Raw genomic sequence first — 19148 nt, forward strand, 5'->3', positions numbered from 1 at the left:
TCCATCGCTTTGCGGAAACGTGTCCCGCCTAGCGGGGGCTCACCTCTCGCATTGCAATCCCGCATCAAGAGACTGAAGGGGTCTACTCTGATGAAATTCAAGTTTCTCCTGGCCGCATCGGTGGTCAGCACCGCCAGCGCCATGGTCGCCGTTCCTGCCGCCGCGCAGTCGACCGGTTCGCTCAACTTCGACGACGATGTCATCGTCGTATCGGGTGCGCGCAGCACCGATGTTGGCGGGGTCGATATTCCCGATTCGCCGAAGGCCAAGGTTCAGCTCGATTCCGAACTGATCCTGCGCCAGGCACCCGGCCAGACGATCAACGACACGTTGAACCTCGTCCCCGGCGTCAGCTTCACCAACAACGATCCTTTCGGTTCGCTCGGTGGCAACTTCACCATCCGTGGCTTCAACTCGGATCGCATTTCGCAGACGTTCGACGGTATTCCGCTGAACGATTCGGGCAACTACGCTCTTTACACCAACCAGATGGTTGATCCGGAAATCATCGAAGCGGCTACTGTGACGCTCGGCTCGACCGATGTCGACAGCCCAACCGCTGCGGCCGCCGGTGGCACGATCAATATTCGTACGAAGGCTCCGGATGACGAGTTCGGCGTCTACACTGCCACCACCTACGGCAATATCATTTCGCGCGGCAATCCGGGCGATCGCATGATGTATCGCTTCTTCGGCAAGGTCGAAACCGGCGAGCTTACCTCGGGCGGCCTCAAAGCCTTCTTCAGCGCATCGACCACCGAGAATGAATCCACCTTTTCGAATTACGGCGGTGTGGAAAAGCAGCAGTACAACGCCAAGATCTTCCAGCCGATCGGCGATAACGGCGATTTCATCTCGATTGCCGGCCATTATAATGTGAACCGTAACAATTTTAACGGTTCTACATATGGCTATGACGGAACTAACCCACTTCAAGAGCCCGAAGACCGGTTCTACGAAGTCGGTGGCGATGGTTTTCCTTGCACAGTCGTTGCTGGTGTGACTGGCGTAGAAGATACCTACAATGATTGTGGTACCGCGTTTGAGCGTCGCTACAATCCGTCAAATACAGGCAACGTTCGTATTAATTCGCTCTTTACGCTGAGTGATAAGCTGACGCTCACTGTGGACCCGAACTTTCAATATGTGAAAGCGAACGGTGGTGGCACATCAATTGGCTTCGAGGGTGCTTCGGCCGGCGGATTTACCGGAGGGATATTTACCGCGGATTCGCGCAATGAGCGGGAACCTGGCAGACGGACACAATACTACTATTTCGGGGGCGTAGATCTCAATGGAGACGGTGATGCCCTCGACTACGTGACGATTTTGTCGCCGAGCCATACTCGTACTAACCGTTATGGTGTCATTGCGAACTTGATTTACGACATCAATCCGGATCACCGCGTGCGTTTAGCTTATACGCTTGACCACGCCCGTCACCGGCAGACCGGTACGGCAGGACTACTCTTGCCGAACGCCGAACCGGTCGACGTTTTTCCGGCCAACGATCCGGTTCTCGATGCCAATGGCGTTGCGCCGCAGAAGCGTAACCGCAAGTCGTTCGCGATATTGAACCAAATTTCAGCCGAGTATCGCGGACAGTTCGGTGATCTGACCGCTACGCTGGGTTTGCGCGCACCGTTCTTCGAACGTGAACTCAACCAGTACTGTATAACGACTACTGCATCGGGAGATGTTGATTGTGTTAACGGCGATGACGCTATCGCAGATTATTTAACGGCAAATCCGACATCCGTGGCACCTACTTCGGCAACTTACAAATATGACAAGCTATTGCCAAATATTGGCCTGAACTACGACATCACCCCGGCGGCCAGCATCTTTGCAAGCTATGCTAAGAACTTGTCCGTTCCGAGTACCGATCCGCTTTACGGTTCGCTTTTTGTCGGCGTGGCGCCAGTTCCCGAAACGTCGGACGCCTTTGATTTGGGCGTCCGTTACCAGACTGGCAACGTCCAAGCTCAAGTTACTGGATGGTACAATCAATACAACGATCGCATAAAGACGGCCTACGATCCAATTCTTGATCGGTCCATCACCCGCAACCTTGGCAAGGTAGAAATGTACGGTGTGGACGGCAGTATTGCGTGGCAACCAGCAGAGCCCTTCTTCCTCTATGTGTTCGGTTCTTATCTGAAATCGGAAATCAAGGAAGACGTTCAGACCGGTGCGAATTCGTTTGCGGCTACAGCCGGCAAGCGCGAAGCTGGCGCTCCGAAGTTCACGCTCGGCGCTCGCGCACAAGGCTCCTTCGGACCGCTTGAGCTTGGCGCTCAAATCAAGCGTACTGGATCACGCTTCGTGAACGATATCAATACGATTGAACTGCCCGGCTACACCGTAGCCGATCTCGACGCTCGTTTGGCTCTCGGCTACTTTAATGACGATCTCGACAAGGCGTTCATTCAGCTGAACATTACCAATCTTCTGGACGAGGTCTATATTGGGTCGGCTCCTACGGATCTCACTCGAGGTGCGCGAAATGTGAATATCGGCGCACCGCGTGCATTCACGGCATCGCTTATCTGGGGCTTCTAAGCTTCCAGTTCGCATAAAGAATGTAGGGCGGCTCTCCTGCTTGGAGGGCCGCCCTTTTTCGTGTGGATCGATGGTGACCGGAACGGGCACTGGAGCTATGCGGTTGTTCAGAAATGAACGAGCAAATCACTCGCTACTCCCAGACCCGGCGAAAACCCAACCCATGGGTGATCGCGCTGATCGTGCTCCTTCATGTCGCCATTTTTTATCTCCTGATACGCAGCTTTGCGCCGTCCGCAGTCTCGCAGGTCGAACAGAAGGTCGTATCTGCGTTTACTGTGACGGTCACGACTCCCGAGCCGGAGCCAGAACCCGATGAACCCGAGCCTGCGGGCGCTCAGGGTGACCCGGGTCGCGAGGCGGTGCCGCAACCCGTTACTGCACCGGAACCGCCCATTCGCAAACCTGAAGCCCCCCCTGTACCCCGCGCGTCGTCGACCGGTACAGCGCAAACATCGGGAGCTACAGACGACGGGGCAGGCACTGGTCGCGCGGGTGACGGCGACGGTACGGGGAGCGGTACGGGCGGTAACGGTCAGGGCGGCGGGATCGCAACCAAGCCAGTCCTGACTCGGGCGATTACCAACGCCAGTGCCTTTCCAGTCCCTCCCGGGGGGAGGCAAGCCCGCATTGGTCAATCGGTCATTGTCCGCCTGACCGTCTCGGCGGAAGGGCGTGCAACGCAGTGTAGCATCTACCGTCCAAGCCCCTTCCCGGAAACCGACGCAACCGTATGCCGGTTGGCATTGGATCAGCTCCGGTTCGAACCGGCAAGGGACTTTGCCGGCAATGCAGTCAGTGCGACTTTCTTCTACCAGCAACGCTTCTTCAATTAAGAAGCTAGCTCTTTGGATCAGGACAGACTGCCGACCATTTCGACAAGCTCATCCTTGCCGTAGGGTTTGGTAAGGAGGCCTGAGGCTCCAAGCTCTTCCACACGGTCCTGCATTTCGCCGTACCCGGTTGCTAGCCAGAAAGGTATGCCTAGTTCCTGCAGCTTGCGGGCCACCGGCTCGCTGTTCTCTCGTCCGAGATTATAATCGAGAATGGCCATGGCGGGAGGAGACTTCGCCAGCGCATCCAGAGCGCCGGCGACGGAGCTTTCTATGCGGACCTTCGTGATGCCCATCTCTTTCAGACAGTCTTCCGCATCGAGAGCGATAATCATGCTGTCTTCAACCAGCAGGACGCTTTCGGGAAGATTATCCAACGCTGTTGCCTTTCGTTGCTTCGCCTGGGCAGCCGCGCCGGCGGTTTCGCGCGCACGCCATTCGACGAAGCGGGCAGGGATGCAGAAGCGCGCTTCTACCCCTTCCAGCCGGTAATCGATTTCTGCAGTGCCCTTGAGTTCATAAGGGATGGAGCGCTCGATGATGGTGCTGCCAAACCCGCGCCGCTTGGGCGGCTTGACCGGTGGTCCCGCACTCTCGCGCCAGGTTGCACAGAAATTGTCCTCGTCATCGCGGCTGACGATCACTTCCAGCTGACCGGACTGATCGCTGAGCGAGCCGTATTTGGCGGAATTTGTCATCATCTCGTGAATGACGAGCGCCATCACCGTATAGGCTTCCGGCGCAATCATGGCCTCGGGCCCCTGCACATCCAGGCGGTCCTTCTTGCCGGTCAGATAGGCATTGGCTTCGGTTTCGATGAGTTCCGAAAACGGGGCGTGAGACCAGTTGCCCTTGGTGATATTGTCATGGGCCGATGCGAGTGAACTGATCCTTCCTCCAACGATCTGAGCGAAGGTGTCGATATCGGGCGCATCGTGTTTCGATTGGTTGATCAGGCCACGGATAAGATTGAGGATATTGCGAACGCGGTGGTTTAGCTCCGCTATGAGCAGTTCCTGCTGTTGCTGGGCTTTGGCCCGCTCTGCGACGGCCTCGTCGGTCAAACGAAGAATGATTTCGAGCAGGGTGACGCGCAGGCCTTCAGCAATGTCCAGTTCTGCTTCCGACCATTTCTCCGCACGGCCCTCTACGGTTTCCTGCCACGCTTCGAAGCTCTTTCGTGGCGTGAGGCGATCGCCATTCGGACCTGTTTCGACCGGTTTTTCCGGATTGCCCGCCCATACGACTGTTTGCGTAAGCGGCTTGCGCCAGAGGACCAGATAATCGCGCGGTGTGCGCGATACGGGAATAATCAATGCCCCCGCCGCACGATCGGCAAACCGCGTCGCCCGCGGCATTCTTTCCGCGATCTGTTCGCTTGCCAGCAGCCGGCTCGTCGCAGCGGCATTGAGGCCGGGTACGATGGCGCGGAATTCTTCCTCGTTCGGGGCAGACCCACGTGAATCGTAAATATCCTCGACGAAGATACTCACGCCGTCATGCGGAATGACCTGCTGGATGACCGGTTCGATCATGGGCAGGCTGGAAGACAGGGGCGTCCCTGCTGCCACGTCACGCATCAGGCGCGTGTGGATATCGCGCCCCAGCTCGCGCCGGTTGGCGATCTGGCGCGATAAGGTGCGGTCCAGTACCAGTGAGAACAGTTCGGAGAAAAGCTCCGCCGCTGTTCGCTGCGTGTAAGGCAGCAGTTTGGGGCCATAGTGATGACAGGCGAAGAGCCCCCACAGCTTGCCGCCGACTATGATGGAGATGGAGAGCGAGGCTCCCACGCCCATGTTGTGCAGATATTCGATATGGATCGGTGAGACCGCACGTAGTGCGCTCATGCTGAGATCGAGCGGTTCACCTTCGAGAGAAATGCCGGGCTCGATCGGCACGGGCTCAGCTTCGACATCGGCGATGATCCGAAAGCGATTACGCACATAAAGGGCGCGGGCCTGCGTCGGAATATCCGATTTGGGATAACGCAGACCGCGGAATTTCTCGAGATCTTCCCGGGCTGCTTCGGCGATGACCTCACCTGAAAGATCGTCGCGGAAGCGATAGACCATGACCCGGTCGATTTGCAGCGTGTGACGAAGCTGCCGGGCAGCTTCCTCGACGAGTGGGAGCAAATCCGCGTGCTTCTCGAGGCGGCTCATGATTGGCCGCAGGACGGCAAGCTGGCGGTTGAGATCGCCCGCCGCGTGAGGCTCGATTTCGATTATCGTGTTCGCACCTGACGAATGCAGCGCACAGTCGAACAGATCGTCCGTACCGAACAAGGCTACCCCGAAAAGTCGTTCGACCTGATCGGGAATGGCCAGGTTCGCCGCCGCACTGCGAAGCAGATCCATCGCGCCTGGCGTCATCAATCGCGTCAGGCTAGCCCCTATCTCGACCGTGCGTCCACGCCCGAAGATGTCTTCCAGATTGGTTGATCGATGCGCGACAAACCAATCCGAGTTGACGGCGATCAATGCGCCGAAAGCCTGAATCTGGCCAAGCTGGTGGATTGGTTCACGGTCGCAATTGGACAGCGTGACATTGGATGGGTTCGTCATGCTGGCTCAATTACCCGAGTATTCATGGCTACTTGCTGAAAATGGGCGAATGTCGCTTGCGCTGCCATTAGGACCGCCTGGTCGTCCGGCAAACTATGTGGCCTCTCTAGTGCGGGTCGCAGATCTTGCCAGAACTGCACCATCCGGGGATCGGAGAGGAACGCGGTCGGAAGTGCAGTGCCTGTCTTCTTCAACCGCTTCAAAAGCGAACGATTACCTAGCGAAGAACCGGCCAGCACCCAGACCGTGCCCATGGGATCGGCGTCCGCCGACGGGGCGAAGGCAGGCGGGTTGTCCGGCAGCGCGCAGCGCAGCGCCGCCAGATCGCGCGCGATCAGGTCCGTCTGGTGCGGCGGCATTGCCTCGACATGGCTTTCATGAAGCCAGTTCTCGACGCCGACCCGGGCATGCCATTGGATTTGAAGGAACTCTGCATAAGCTGCCTCGTCATCGACGACGAGCTCGCCCATTAGCAGATCCAGCCGTTCATGGCTGTCCGCGGTGGCTTCCCTGAGATAATCCCTAGTGGTGCGACCCACTGCCTTAGATGTCGGCATTCGCTCGGCCTCGCTTTCCCTACCGCTGCGCCCACGGAAGCGGATGCAATAAACAATCGATGGCCGAATGCACGCCCTTCCTCGACGCAAAGCGAACGGGGTTGCAAATGGTTCCTGAAAGGCGAAATTTGGCCTGTGCAGCGCGCTTGGTTACTTTGGCGCGATCAGCTTTTGCCCTTGCTGGCGGATAGCACTCGCAACCATGGGTTCGACGAACGAAAGCGCAGGGGGCAGGTTTACTTCGAAGATGACCTGCGCATCCTCAATGATAACGCTGCCGTCGATGCCCTGACCCATCGCCTTTACCGACAGATCCATCCGGTCCTCGTTCGGCCAGGCCGTCTGCACATCTGCCACGCCCCCGGGAACGAACTGGCCGATTTCATGGCTGCGTGCGTGGAGGCGCCGCCGCACCTCTTCCTTGCCGATGTCGTGGGGAATAGGAACGCGCATCAGCTCTTGTTCTCCAATTGCGGGCTCGTCTGCGCCCCTTCGCCGAATTTGTAATCCAGATAGCGGTGCTTGATCGCGAGATCGTCGAGCGAGCCTTCCGCAAGCTGCCGGGTGATGGAATCGATTTCGCCGCTGATCTTGCCGAGGCTGTCGGTCAACTGCTCGTCCGGCGTAGAACCGGCGCGCTGTTCCTTGCGCAGATGGGCAGGGATGCGGCGATAGCTGTCGATCATCTCGGGCAGCTGTTCTCCCACCAGACTGCGCACTTCGCGTGCCTTGGGGTGGTTCTGGTCGAGCCCTTCGAGCTGCAGGCCCAGCGCATCGAGCTGCACGCCCATGTCGTCGATTATCCGCGCGGCTGGCGCAGGGAGGGCGGGGCGCTGCGCTTCGAGCCACAATTCGGTGCGGCCGACCATCTGCTGGACGTTGCCCTTGTTGATGTCCGCCCGCTTGGGTGTGCCCATTTTCGGATAGCTGGAAAACACCGCAATCGCGATGATGCTCGCCACCAGAACACCCATCACGCCCCAGAAACCGATGCCGCTGAAGATCGCTCCGGCGACACCGCTTGCCAGCCAGATCGCAAATACCGCGATCACGACGTTGCGGACCTTCTTCAGCAGATGATCGCGCTTCGCCTTCGCCGAGCCCTGCCCGATCGAGGGCGCGCGCCGGTGGCGGCCGCCTTCGCGGTTGTCGCGCACCAGCGCCTTGCTTTCGGACAATATCCGGTCGCTGTCGCGGGTGAGGTCGTTCACGATGCCGCCCTCAGCCCTCGATGCTCAGCAGGCCGCTTTCGGCAACCTGCTTCTGGGCCTGCGCCTGGCCTTCGGCGCGTGCGATATAGCCCTTCGACTTCTCGACCTCGTCGGTCAGCAGTGTAACCGTCTGCTTCATGCTGTCGAGCGCGCGCAGCTTGAAGCTGTCGACCTCGTCCATCGTGTCGTAGATGTTCTGGAACGCGCGCTGCAGCGTTTCCAGCGGGATCGTGCTCGCGGCGGCTTGTTCGTGGATCTTGCCGGTCTGGTCGCGCAGCAGAGTGCTGGTGGAATCGATGATGCCAGCAGTCGTTTCGTTCAGGGCCGTGATCTGTCCCAGCACCAGGCGCTGGTTCGTCATCGCTTCGGCCACGGTTACCGCGGTGCGCAGCGCACCTACGGTCGTGGTGCTGGCGCGGTCCACCCCTTTGACCAGCTCGACATTGTTCTTCTTCACAAGGTCGAGCGCGAGGTAGCCCTGCACGCTGACCGCCATCTGCGTGAGCAGGTCCTGCGTGCGCTGGCGGACATAGAACAGCGCGGTTTCGCGAACCGCCTTGGCCTTGGCCGGATCGGTCGCGTCGAGTTCGGCGGCCTTGTCTTCCAGCTTCTGGTCCAGCGTGTTGGAAATGTGGATCATCTGTTCCAGATTGCCCATCGCCTCCCACAGCTTCTGCCGCTCCACGTCGATCGCGGCATTGTCCATGATCAGCTCGTCCTTGCCGCTGGCAAGGTTGTTGAGGATCGACTGGATGTGCGTCTGCGCGCTCTGGTAGCTGCGGAAATAATTGGTCAGCTTGTTGCCGAACGGAATGATGCCGAGGATCTTGCGCGGGCCAGCCAGCTTGCCGCGCTTGCCCGGATCGAGATCTTCGACGACCCGGCGCAATTCGGCCAGATTGGCGCCGACGCCTTCGTCCTTGTCCATGGCCCGCACCGGGCGGTCCAGGAAACGGTTGGACATGCCGGCCGCAGCCATGATTTCCTTGCGGCCCATATTGGTGAGCTGGTCGACCTTCTTGCCGAACTCCGGCGAATTCGCATCCTGCGAAATCAGGTCTTCGACGAAGCCGTCGACCTTGGTTTCCAGCTTGCTCTTCACCTCGTCCGAAACCGGTACCAGCCCGGCAGCCTTCTCCGGCTTGACCTCGGGCACCGGATCGGGGGGCGTCAGGTCGAACGCGGTTTCGGTGGCAGTCTGCGTTTTCGTATCGCTCATGGGCGCAGGTCTCTCCAAGCGGCTATGATCCTGTATTAGGGTGGCAATACACGATCTTCAAGCGCACTGTCACCCGGCGCGGCGATAGTGCCGCGCCCTGGCGGGCAAGCGCAAGGCAATTCTGCTGCCGGAAAATCCTCAGGCAGCCAGGTCGAGCGGGGTGATCTCTCCCGACAGGTACTGCTTCTTCGCTTTCGCCCGGCTCAGCTTGCCGGAACTGGTGCGGGGCAGGGTGCGCGGGGGGACCAGTTCGACGACGCAGCTCATGCCGGTCACGCCGCGCACCTTGTCCGCGATCTGGTCGCGCAGCTTGATCCGCTCTTCGGGGTCAGACACCCGGCAGTGGACCAGCACGGCAGGCGCTTCTTCACCGCCTTCGGTATCGATGGAAAAGGCCGCGATGTCGCCGTGGTTGAAGCCCGGCAATTGCTCGACCGCCCACTCGATGTCCTGCGGCCACAGGTTCTTGCCGTTGATGATGATCATGTCCTTCGCACGGCCCACGATGAACAGGTAATTGTCGGCCATGTATCCCATGTCGCCCGTGTCCAGCCAGCCATCGACCAGGCAGTCGTTGGTGGCTTCCTCGTTGCGGAAATAGGAATGCATGACGCTCTTGCCGCGGCACCAGACCTTGCCGATCTGGTGATCGCCGCGGATCTGGTCGCTCTCCCCGCGGATTTCGACTTCCATGCCCGGGATCGGCTTGCCGCAGTTCACGATCGCGCGATACCGTGCGGGCTTGGACAGGTCGCGCGGGCGCCCCGACAGGCGCTCTTCCTCGACCAGTTCGACCCGGATGCCTTCGCCCGGGGGCATGACGGTAACGGCAAGCGTCGCCTCGGCGAGGCCATAGCTGGGATTGAAACTGCTTGCCTGAAAGCCTGCATCGGCAAAGGCGTTGACGAAGTTCTGCATCACGTCGGGGCGGATCATGTCGGCCCCGTTACCTGCAACTCGCCAGCGCGAAAGGTCGAACCGATCCTCGACATGCGTCTGGCTCGAAATGCGGCGTGCGCAGATGTCGTAACCGAATGTCGGCGAATAGCTCAGCGTGGTGCCCTTGTTGCGGCTGATCAGATCGAGCCAAGCAAGCGGGCGGCGCGCAAAATGCTCGGTCTTGAGATAATCGACCGAAACCTGGTTGGCGATCAGCGACAGGAAACAGCCCACCAGGCCCATGTCGTGATACCACGGCAGCCAACTGACCACGCGGTCGTTCGTGCCGATTTCCATCGATTCCGCATGGCCGCGCAGATTGTGCAGCAGCGCTTCGTGGGTTACCGCAACGCCTGTGGGAAAGCGGGTCGATCCGGATGAATATTGCAGATAGCAGATGTCTTCCGGCTTCGCTTCGGGAAGCTCGGCCTGGGGCGCAGGGCGCTGGTTGAAATCTTCCCAGCTTTCGCCCGCGCAGCCCTGGCGATCGGCGGCGGCCTTGGCCATGTCCGCGATCTCGCCCGGATAAATCAGGATTTTGGGATCGGAACTCTGCAACTGAACGGAAAGCTGGTCGATATAGCTTTCCTTGCCGCCGAAGGTGGTCGGCAGCGGCAGCGGAACCGGCCATGCCCCCATCAGGGTACAGGCGCAGAAAAGCGCCGCGAATTCCGGGCTGGTCTCCGCGACGATTGCGACGCGGTCTTCCTTTTCGATGCCCATCGCAACCAGGCGGTATGCCCCCTGGATCGCATCCTCGCGCATCTGCACATAGGGGTAACTGCATTCCAGCGTGCCACGCATGTCATGGAAGTTGAGACCCTTCGCACTCCGCGCAGCGTAGTCGATGGCTTCGTTGAAGGTCGCGAAATCCGAACGGCGACGCGGCAGGTCGCAATCGTTCGGCGTCGGCGAAATTTCGGCGTCGGTCATAATTTTCGGCGATACCCGTGAATAGCTGGTGCCTTACGGCTTACCTCATTGCGCTGTTAATGCGCAAACCGGCGGCTGCGCACTCTCCCACGTTTCCCATTCTTAAAGGACTGTGGCAGGAATATGGCCGATGAATGATGAACGCGCAACATCTGGTCACACTCGCCGCCGCGCAAAACCGCTTGATCGCAATCGACTGGAAGAATTGGCGCTCGCTTATGTGGCGCGATTTGCGACGAGCGCGGGCACGCTTCGGACCTACCTCAGGCGTAAATTGCACGAGCGCGGATTTGTCGATGGCGAAGAACCCGACATCGAAACGCTGATCTCCAGTTTCGTGGGCAAGGGCTATGTCGACGACGAAGCCTATGGCCGCGCCAAGGCCAACGATCTGGTCGCCCGCGGCTATGGCGGGCGGCGTGTCGAACAGACCTTGCGGTCCGCCGGCATCGCGGAGGATCTTCGCGAAGTCCTGCAACCGGACGAAGCCCACATGCGACAGGCGGTTGTGGTTCTCGCCCGCAAACGCCGGTTCGGGCCGTTCGGGCGACTGGGCGAAGCGAGCGCCGAAGACGCCCGCAAGCTTCGTGAAAAGCAGCTTGCCGCAGTGGTCAGGGCGGGCCATGATTTCGACATGGCACGGCGCGTCATAGAAGCGTCCACGGTCGAGGAACTGGAAGAATGGGTCACGGAAGCTTCGGACGAACTCGGCTGAGGGGATCGGGCTGCGCTCTCGCCATGCTGGCGGCGCTGGCCGCCTGCTCGCCCCAGACCCAGGCCGAAGCGTCGGCGGACAAGGGGCCGACTGCCGCTGGCACCGCGGCCGCTGGCAATCATCCGATATCCGGTTTGCGAGTGGTGCCGCTGACCGTGACGAGTGGGGACGAACGAATCGGCTTCAAGGTCGAAGTCGCCGACACGCCCGAATCTCAGGCGCGGGGACTGATGTTTCGCACCGAACTCGGTGATTTCGAAGGCATGATCTTCCCCTATGGCGGGGTGACGGCGCAGAGTTTCTGGATGAAGAACACGCCGCTGCCGCTCGACATCATCTTCATCGGTCCGGATCGGCGGATTTCCAACATCGCCGCGATGGCAGAGCCTTATTCGCTCGAATCGGTCTATTCCGTCGGTCCGGTGCTCGGTGTGCTCGAATTGCGCGGCGGCCGGGCACAGGAACTTGGCATAGAGCCGGGCGATTTGGTGGAATGGTGATCATCGAATGGCTTGGCCACTGCGCGCGAATCCGCTAACCGCGCGACCATGAACTTCCTCGGCAAGATTTTCACCTGGTGGGACGGCGCCACGATCGGCACTCTCCTGTGGTCCTCACGCAATGGGGAGCATGTCGGCACAGATGTGCAGGGCAACCGCTATTATCGTTCGAAGAAGAAGACCGGTGACGGCCGGGAACGTCGCTGGGTCATTTACGAAGGCACCAATGACGCGAGCCGCGTTCCGAGTGAATGGCACGGCTGGCTCCACGGGGCGTTCGACGACATACCGGAAAGCAATCTTCCGCCTGCTCGTATCTGGGAAGCCGATTACACTCCGAATGCCACTGGCACGGTAGGCGCCTACCGCCCTGCCGGTGCGTTGGAAATGGGTGGCAAGCGGGCCAAGGCTACAGGCGACTACGAAGCCTGGTCGCCAGAGGCGTGACCATGCGCAGGGCATTCGCCCTTGTCGCTGCGACGGCGGCTCTTGCGGCCTGCGGGCAGGAAACTGCCGAACCCGAAGATGCCATCCGGACGACGATCCCGGAAAGCGTGCAGCAGGCGGAAACGCCTGTGCAGCCTGCCGACGAAGCGAATATCGGCACGCCCATGGCGGAACGGGTCGCGACGCTCGGCCTCCTCAACAAACGCAATAATGTCAGCCAGGATCTCGAAATGCGTCCCGGCGAAGAACAGCGTATCGGCGACGTCATAGTCCGCCTTCAGGCGTGCGAGCGTACGGCTCCCTGGGAAATGCCGAAGGAAACGGGCGCATTCGTGCAACTGCTCGTCAGGCAACGCGGCACCGAAGACCAGTTCGCGAAAGTCTTTTCGGGCTGGCTGTTCAAGAATTCTCCCAGCCTGAATGTCGTGGAACACCCGATCTACGACGTCTGGGTCAAGGACTGTGCAATGGATTTCCCGGGCGAAGAAGAGGCTGCGAATCGCGCAACGGCGTCGGGTAGCGACGCTACGGGATAGCCATCTGCGGCGATCAGCATGTCCATATACCGCGATTGCGGTACGGCGACGGCCCCCATGGTGGCCAGATGATCGGTCATGAACTGGCAGTCGAGCAGGGCAAAACCTGCCTGACGCATCGCCGCGACAAGCCATGCCAGAGCGACTTTGCTGGCATCGGCGGTGCGGCTGAACATGCTTTCGCCGCAAAATACCCGCTCGAAGCTGACGCCGTAGAGCCCGCCGACTAGCTCGCCGTCCTGCCAGCATTCGATGGAATGGGCGTGTCCGGCCGCATGCAGCGCGCGGTAGCTCGCCTCGATCCTGTGGCTGATCCAGCTTTCGGCATGTTCCTCGCGCGGGGCGGCGCATTCGGCAATCACATCGGCGAAACGGGTGTCGCAAGTGACGTGAAAGCGATCTTGCCGCAGCACTTTCTTCAGGCTTTTCGAAAGACGAAACCCGTCGAGCGGAATGATCGCTCGCTCGCGCGGCTCCACCCAGTAGACTTCGGGATCGCTGCGGTGGTCGGCCATCGGGAAAACGCCGCCACGATAGGCGCGCAGCAGAAGTTCGATCGGAATTGGGGGCGAAACGGGAGCATGCATAGGCTGGAATAATAGCACTTCATCTCAACAAGCGATATGCGCCTTGCCAAGTGTCGGCGGCCATACTAATGCGCGCCCTTCCTGCAGGGGTGTAGCTCAGCTGGTAGAGCATCGGTCTCCAAAACCGAGGGCCACGGGTTCGAATCCTGTCACCCCTGCCATTTCCTTGTTCTTCAGCGCTTGTGCGCGGCTTGCCTGCGCCCTATCGCGCTGCCCATGACCGACAAGAAAAGCGAACGCGATCTGTCTGATCGCAAGTTCTATCCGGCCGACAAAGAAGCCGAATTCGAAAAAACGCAGCTGCAAACGCCGCAGACAGCCCATCCTGCCTATAAACTGGCATTCCAGGATACGGACTTTCTCCTGCGCGACGAATTGCGCCCGGTGCGATTTCAGCTCGAACTGCTGAAGCCGGAAATGCTGCTCGACGAAGCGGGCGTGGGCTCCACGCTGGTGATGTACGGCAGCGCGCGCATTCCTCCCGAAGATGCCTGCGAAGCGGCGCTCGAAGGGGCCAAGGATCTGCCCGAAGACGAACGGCGGGTCGTCGAAAACCTCGTCAAGAAGAGCAAATATTACACCGAAGCGTACAAGCTGGCGCGGATCGCTTCCGAACGCTCGATCATCGAAAATGGGAAGCGTCAGTTCGTGGTGTGCTCTGGCGGCGGTCCTTCGATCATGGAAGCGGCCAACAAGGGCGCCAGCGATGCGGGTGCCGAAAGCGTCGGGCTCAACATCATCCTGCCGCACGAACAGGCGCCGAACCAGTATGTGACGCCGTATCTATCGCTGAACTTCCACTACTTTGCGCTGCGCAAGATGCATTTCCTCCTGCGGGCCAAGGCGGTTGCGGTCTTCCCCGGCGGCTTCGGCACGTTCGATGAATTTTTCGAACTTCTCACGCTTATCCAGACCGGCAAGATGAAGCCGATGCCGATCCTCCTGTTCGGCAAGGATTTCTGGACGCGCGTCATCGATTTCGAGGCGCTGGCCGACGAAGGAACGATATCCAGGAAGGATCTCGATCTGTTCCGCTGGTGCGAAGATGCCCAGGAAGCCTGGGATCACATCAGCGCCTTCTACGAACTCTAGTGAGGGATTTCTTCGGGCGGTTCCAACTTGCGGACCGCCTGATGTCCCATCGGGCCCGATCCTTCTCCAAAGCCAGGCGCATTCTCTATCGCGGCATAGGTGAAGGCACGCGCAATGCGCACGGCGTTGACTAGCGGCTGGCGATATCCAAGCATGGTCGCCAGCGCCGAAGACAGCGTACACCCCGTCCCATGCGTATGCCGCGTCTGGATCCGCGCATGGGCGAAGCTGGCTAACTTGCCGGTGGGCGACACGATCCGGTCGATGACCTGCGTTTCGTCGCCCGCATGGCCGCCCTTGGCCAGCACTTGTACCCCGAAACGGCTGGCGAGCGCTGCTGCCGCATCGAACACCTCGTCATCGGCGATCGTTTCCCGACCGGCCAGCACGCCCAGTTCGGGCAGGTTGGGGGTGACGACAGTGGCGATGTCCATCAGCGCCGCGAAGCTGGCGATGGTGTCTTCATCGGCCAGGATCGACCCGCTGGTGGCGACCATGACCGGATCGAACACGATAGGTCCTGCAAAGGTATCGAGCCGCTCAGCAAGCAAGGTTGCTGTCTCGGGCGAACCAAGCATACCGATCTTGATTGCATCAGCACCGATGTCGGACAGGCAGCTTTCGACCTGATCGAGAACAAACTGGGGCGACAGCGCTTCCACCCCAACGACACCGCAGGTGTTTTGCGACGTTACGGCGGTAATGGCCGTCATGGCATAACCGCCCAGCATCGTGATCGTCTTGATGTCTGCCTGAATGCCGGCGCCGCCTGAGCTGTCCGAGCCGGCTATGGACAATATGCGGGGGGGAGGGGGAGCGTTCTCGCTCATCCGGCGCCTGTCGAAGTGCCCTGAGCGCGCAGGCTCGTTGGGGGGTATTTATCGTGAAGCCTCTTGGGGCGTGTCGGTCGGTCCATCAGCTCGCCCTTGCAATTGGGGCAGATGTCATCGAGTTCGTCAGCACATGTCGCGCAAAAGGTGCATTCTAAACTGCAGATAAAGGCTCCGGCGCCTTCGGCAGGCAGTCCGGCGCCACACCTCTCGCATTCGGGTCGCATCTCAAGCATCAGGCGGCCGCCTTTACGGCTTCGCAAATCCGGTCGACTACCGCCTCGACCTGAGCCGCATCGTCACCTTCGGCCATGACACGGATGACCGGCTCGGTACCGGACGCACGAATGACAAGGCGGCCCTTGCCCGCCAGTTCGTTCTCGGCATCGGAGATCGTCTGTTTGACCACTGCATTCTCCAGAGGTGTGCTGCCAGAGTAGCGGACGTTCTTGAGAAGCTGTGGTACCGGATCGAAGACATGAAGCAATTCGCTGGCTGGTTTGCCCGTGCGCACCAAACTTGCCAGTACGCTGAGCGCGGCCATGGTCCCATCGCCAGTCGTGGCATGGTCGGTCAGGATCATATGTCCCGATTGCTCGCCGCCAAGGTTGAAACCTCCAGCACGCATGCGTTCAAGTACGTAACGATCGCCTACCTTGGTGCGCTCAAGCGCCAGGCCCATGCTTTGCAAATATCGTTCGAGACCAAGGTTCGACATGACGGTGGCGACGACACCGCCACCCCTTAGTGCGCCTTGATCGTGAAGGCGGGTAGCGATCAGACCCATGATCTGATCCCCATCAACGGTGTTGCCTTTCTCGTCGATAACTATCAGCCTGTCCGCGTCCCCATCCAGTGCGATGCCGATATCGGCACCTTCTTCGACAACGCGCTCACGCATGGCGTCGAGGGAGGTCGAGCCGACCCCATCGTTGATGTTGGTGCCATTGGGGGAAACGCCGATTGCGATCACGTTCGCGCCCAGTTCCCATATGGCACTAGGGGCTACTTCGTATGCTGCGCCGTGAGCGCAATCGACGACGACCTTGAGCCCATCGAAACGTATCTCCGAGGATATGGATTGCTTTACGGCATGAATATACCGCCCGCTTGCGTCGTCGATCCGGCGGGCACGACCGATGCGGTCAGGTTGAACCAGCAGCGGTTGCTGTTCCAACAGGAGTTCGATTGCGGCTTCAGCGTCGTCCGAAAGTTTGTATCCGTCCGGTCCGAACAACTTGATGCCATTATCCTCGAACGGATTGTGGCTGGCGGAAATCATCACGCCCAGGTCGGCGCGCATTTCGCGCGTCAGCAGCGCGATCGCAGGTGTGGGTAATGGTCCTGTCATGATGACATCCATTCCCACGCTGGTGAAACCTGCGACCAGTGCGCTTTCCATCATGTAGCCCGACAAGCGTGTATCCTTGCCAATGACCACACGGTGGCGATGTTCGCCGCGTAGGAAATGGGTGCCGGCAGCCTGCCCGACGCGCATGACAATAGCGGCCGTCATTGCTCCTTCGTTCGTGCGACCGCGAATGCCGTCGGTACCGAAAAATTTGCGTGCCATCTATCCGCGATCCCCTTTTGCCGATTGACCCATGGCCCGATTGGAGCATGAATAAAAGACCGACCGTCCCCCTTTTCGCGCGTAATATCGTGGCTATGTGCAACCACGCGCGCGCCAATACGTTAGGGACGCGAGTACGAAATTCTTTCACACCAACCCAAGAGGGGAAAATCAATGGCTTTTGAGCTGATCGACCTGCCTTACGAAGACACCGCGCTGGAGCCTGCCGTATCGGCAAAGACCCTGTCGTTCCATCATGGTAAGCATCACAAGGCGTATATCGACAAGACCAACGCGGCGATCGAAGGCGGCGATCTGGCAGACAAGAGCCTGGAAGACGTCATTGCTGCCGCTCGTGGCAGCAATGCAGGCCTCTTCAACAACTCGGCACAAAGCTGGAACCACGGTTTCTACTGGCATTCGATGGCAGCCGACGAAACCGGCGCTTCCGACGAGCTGAAGAGCATGATCGATGATGCCTTCGGGTCGACGGACGGTTTGAAGGAAAAGCTTGCCGAGCGCGGAGCCGGACATTTCGCCAGTGGTTGGGTGTGGCTCGCCGTGAAGGGCGGCAAGCTGAGCATCGAGGAAACCCATGATGGCGATACGCTCGCAGATCAGGGTGAATTCAATCCACTTCTCGTGATCGACCTTTGGGAACACGCATATTATCTGGACCATCAAAACGCGCGTCCGGCCTATCTTGATGCGGTTAACGGCAAGCTGAACTGGAAGTTCGCAAGTGAAAACCTTGCGCGCGGAACAACCTGGAAATATCCCGGCTGATCACGGCTTCATGTTAAGTTTCCAAAGCCCGTCGCCAGAAATGGCGGCGGGTTTTCTATTCGGCGCCCTGTTCCGCGGTGTCTTCTTCGTCGAAAAGATTGGCAGTGAACAACGGTTCGCCAAAAATGAAGCCAACCAGATTGGGCCTGCCGATATGGTCGAATAACGCGGTCAGCATCAACAGGATCGGAACGGACAGGAGCGCCCCGAATACCCCCCAGATCCATGTGAAGTAGGATAGCGCAATGAGGATCATGACCGGATTCATCGTGAAGCGAGCACCAAGTATGGAAGGAGTCACCAGATTTGCTTCAACGGTGTGTAGCGCAAGGTAAGCAAGAGCCGGCACAAGGCCCAGCAAGATTGTATCCGAAGTCCCGATCCCGAAAAGCCCCAGCAATGCAATCATCACAATGGGGCCGACATAGGGGAGGAAATTAAGCAGCGCCGCAAGACCGCCCCACATGATCGGCGCGTCTATGTCCAGGGCCCAGGCGCCCAAGGCTACTATGACACCGACCACAGCGTTGATCCAGCCGACCGTCAGAATGTACGCAGCGACGCGGTCCTGCACTTCGCGAATGACGCGCGCTGCCTTGATGCTGGTACCGAAACTCGCACGACCGAACAGTAGCCGCTGACGAAGTCTCACCCGCGCCTCTATCATGAAATACGCCATCAGGAGCGTCAGCACCACTTCGAGAACCACACTCGGGGTGGCGAACGCCACCTGCTCCAGCAGACTGGGTGCCGCCAGCACCACTTCGCGCGTGCTGTCGGTGTTCATGAAGGTTGCCAGCTGTTTATTCAGCGAGGCTACCCAGGCAAATTGCTCGCGAACTTCGCCGAAGCGGGCCATTACCTGCTGGGCCATGGCCGGAACATCGTCGAACAGCGCGATTGCCGGCTGCAGGATCGTTGCCAGTGCCAGCACCAGAATTGCGAAAAAGATGATGAGAGCGGCAAATGAGGCAAGGGCGTTGGGAAGGCCCCAGCCGTTGAGTTTGTCCGCCAGTGGCGAAAGAATAACCGTGAGGACCAGCGCGGTTACCACCGGCAGAAAAACCACGGAGCCGATCGACAGCACGAATGGCAAGGCAAAGAAAAGACCTAACCCGATCAGCAAGACGAGCGAGGAAATAAGGCGCAGTTCCTGCTCGGCAAAAGCACGACGACGTGACCGGCGTGGTATCGCCGGCGCATCGCCTTGCTGAGGTGGCTCCGTCTCGCTCATAACAGACTATCTGCCTCGCGCTGCAAGATG

General features: G+C 59.6%; 19 protein-coding genes and 1 tRNA gene. 9 read left to right on the forward strand and 11 right to left on the reverse strand.

What is annotated here, in order from left to right:
* Window positions 1–90 precede the first annotated feature (90 nt).
* Window positions 91–2562 carry a TonB-dependent receptor gene (locus ACIGGE_RS07050; RefSeq protein ID WP_397489779.1) on the forward strand — a complete coding sequence of 824 codons (2472 nt, stop codon included), beginning with the start codon at window positions 91–93 and terminating at the stop codon, window positions 2560–2562.
* 113 nt (window positions 2563–2675) lie between these two features.
* A complete protein-coding gene (locus ACIGGE_RS07055) occupies window positions 2676–3398 on the forward strand; it encodes an energy transducer TonB (RefSeq protein WP_397489780.1) in 723 nt (240 codons plus the stop codon).
* A 17-nt stretch (window positions 3399–3415) separates the two neighbouring features.
* Here ACIGGE_RS07055 and ACIGGE_RS07060 read toward each other — a convergent pair whose 3' ends face one another.
* The 6 genes from ACIGGE_RS07060 to ACIGGE_RS07085 all read right to left on the reverse strand — a co-directional run bounded on the left by ACIGGE_RS07060 (window position 3416) and on the right by ACIGGE_RS07085 (window position 10818).
* Window positions 3416–5959 (reverse strand): HWE histidine kinase domain-containing protein, encoded by a 2544-nt coding sequence (locus ACIGGE_RS07060; protein WP_397489781.1) that lies wholly within the window; start codon window positions 5957–5959, stop codon window positions 3416–3418.
* The gene (locus ACIGGE_RS07065) at window positions 5956–6429 is read right to left on the reverse strand and encodes a biliverdin-producing heme oxygenase (protein WP_397489782.1); all 474 of its coding nucleotides are present in this window, start codon (window positions 6427–6429) and stop codon (window positions 5956–5958) included. Before ACIGGE_RS07065 ends, ACIGGE_RS07060 begins: the two co-directional genes overlap by 4 nt.
* Window positions 6430–6666: 237 nt before the next feature.
* Window positions 6667–6969 (reverse strand): polyhydroxyalkanoic acid system family protein, encoded by a 303-nt coding sequence (locus ACIGGE_RS07070; protein ID WP_196847659.1) that lies wholly within the window; start codon window positions 6967–6969, stop codon window positions 6667–6669.
* Window positions 6969–7727 carry a hypothetical protein gene (locus tag ACIGGE_RS07075; RefSeq protein WP_397489783.1) on the reverse strand — a complete coding sequence of 253 codons (759 nt, stop codon included), beginning with the start codon at window positions 7725–7727 and terminating at the stop codon, window positions 6969–6971. The genes ACIGGE_RS07070 and ACIGGE_RS07075 overlap by 1 nt, the downstream gene beginning before the upstream one ends.
* Window positions 7728–7737: 10 nt before the next feature.
* On the reverse strand, window positions 7738–8946 hold the full coding sequence (locus ACIGGE_RS07080) for a toxic anion resistance protein (protein WP_103024487.1): 1209 nt from the start codon (window positions 8944–8946) through the stop codon (window positions 7738–7740).
* A 138-nt stretch (window positions 8947–9084) separates the two neighbouring features.
* Window positions 9085–10818 (reverse strand): fatty acyl-AMP ligase, encoded by a 1734-nt coding sequence (locus ACIGGE_RS07085; protein WP_375246281.1) that lies wholly within the window; start codon window positions 10816–10818, stop codon window positions 9085–9087.
* 130 nt (window positions 10819–10948) lie between these two features.
* Between ACIGGE_RS07085 and ACIGGE_RS07090 the strand changes: the two genes are divergently transcribed.
* Genes ACIGGE_RS07090 through ACIGGE_RS07105 form a run of 4 tightly spaced genes read left to right on the forward strand, consistent with a single transcriptional unit; the run spans window position 10949 to window position 13016 of the window.
* A complete protein-coding gene (locus tag ACIGGE_RS07090) occupies window positions 10949–11533 on the forward strand; it encodes a regulatory protein RecX (protein WP_397489784.1) in 585 nt (194 codons plus the stop codon).
* A complete protein-coding gene (locus ACIGGE_RS07095; protein WP_234003228.1) occupies window positions 11500–12033 on the forward strand; it encodes a DUF192 domain-containing protein in 534 nt (177 codons plus the stop codon). The genes ACIGGE_RS07090 and ACIGGE_RS07095 overlap by 34 nt, the downstream gene beginning before the upstream one ends.
* 48 nt (window positions 12034–12081) lie before the next feature.
* Entirely contained in the window at window positions 12082–12480 is a 399-nt protein-coding gene (locus ACIGGE_RS07100) for an NADH:ubiquinone oxidoreductase subunit NDUFA12 (RefSeq protein WP_103024491.1), read from the forward strand.
* Between the two features lie 2 nt (window positions 12481–12482).
* Window positions 12483–13016, forward strand: a complete 534-nt coding sequence (locus ACIGGE_RS07105) for a DUF2155 domain-containing protein (RefSeq protein WP_397489785.1) — start codon at window positions 12483–12485, stop codon at window positions 13014–13016.
* Here the strand turns inward: ACIGGE_RS07105 and aat are convergent.
* A complete protein-coding gene (gene aat, locus ACIGGE_RS07110; protein WP_397489786.1) occupies window positions 12920–13603 on the reverse strand; it encodes a leucyl/phenylalanyl-tRNA--protein transferase in 684 nt (227 codons plus the stop codon). The two genes, ACIGGE_RS07105 and aat, sit on opposite strands and share 97 nt — an antisense overlap.
* 85 nt (window positions 13604–13688) lie before the next feature.
* On the opposite strand from aat, the gene ACIGGE_RS07115 reads away from it, so the two are divergent.
* Together ACIGGE_RS07115 and ACIGGE_RS07120 are read left to right on the forward strand one after the other, a co-directional pair.
* Window positions 13689–13764: transfer RNA gene (locus ACIGGE_RS07115), tRNA-Trp, on the forward strand.
* A gap of 55 nt (window positions 13765–13819) precedes the next feature.
* Window positions 13820–14695, forward strand: coding sequence for an LOG family protein (locus ACIGGE_RS07120; RefSeq protein WP_103024493.1), 876 nt, complete (start codon window positions 13820–13822; stop codon window positions 14693–14695).
* Here the strand turns inward: ACIGGE_RS07120 and thiD are convergent.
* From thiD to glmM, 3 genes are read right to left on the reverse strand one after another with little or no spacing between them, the layout of a single operon-like run.
* Window positions 14692–15525: a bifunctional hydroxymethylpyrimidine kinase/phosphomethylpyrimidine kinase gene (thiD, locus tag ACIGGE_RS07125; protein WP_397489787.1), complete on the reverse strand. Its 834-nt coding sequence runs from the start codon at window positions 15523–15525 to the stop codon at window positions 14692–14694. The two genes, ACIGGE_RS07120 and thiD, sit on opposite strands and share 4 nt — an antisense overlap.
* Window positions 15522–15761 (reverse strand): DUF1272 domain-containing protein, encoded by a 240-nt coding sequence (locus ACIGGE_RS07130; protein WP_397489788.1) that lies wholly within the window; start codon window positions 15759–15761, stop codon window positions 15522–15524. The genes thiD and ACIGGE_RS07130 overlap by 4 nt, the downstream gene beginning before the upstream one ends.
* Window positions 15761–17098, reverse strand: a complete 1338-nt coding sequence (glmM, locus tag ACIGGE_RS07135; RefSeq protein ID WP_397489789.1) for a phosphoglucosamine mutase — start codon at window positions 17096–17098, stop codon at window positions 15761–15763. The genes ACIGGE_RS07130 and glmM overlap by 1 nt, the downstream gene beginning before the upstream one ends.
* A gap of 174 nt (window positions 17099–17272) precedes the next feature.
* On the opposite strand from glmM, the gene ACIGGE_RS07140 reads away from it, so the two are divergent.
* Window positions 17273–17884, forward strand: coding sequence for a superoxide dismutase (locus ACIGGE_RS07140; protein ID WP_221597282.1), 612 nt, complete (start codon window positions 17273–17275; stop codon window positions 17882–17884).
* Window positions 17885–17939: 55 nt separating this feature from the next.
* On the opposite strand, the gene ACIGGE_RS07145 is transcribed toward ACIGGE_RS07140, so the two are convergent.
* A complete protein-coding gene (locus ACIGGE_RS07145) occupies window positions 17940–19118 on the reverse strand; it encodes an AI-2E family transporter (RefSeq protein WP_397489790.1) in 1179 nt (392 codons plus the stop codon).
* Between the last annotated feature and the right edge of the window lie 30 nt (window positions 19119–19148).

It is taken from the genome of Qipengyuania sp. NPDC077410 (assembly GCF_044543405.1).
Classification (GTDB): Bacteria; Pseudomonadota; Alphaproteobacteria; order Sphingomonadales; family Sphingomonadaceae; genus Qipengyuania; species Qipengyuania pacifica.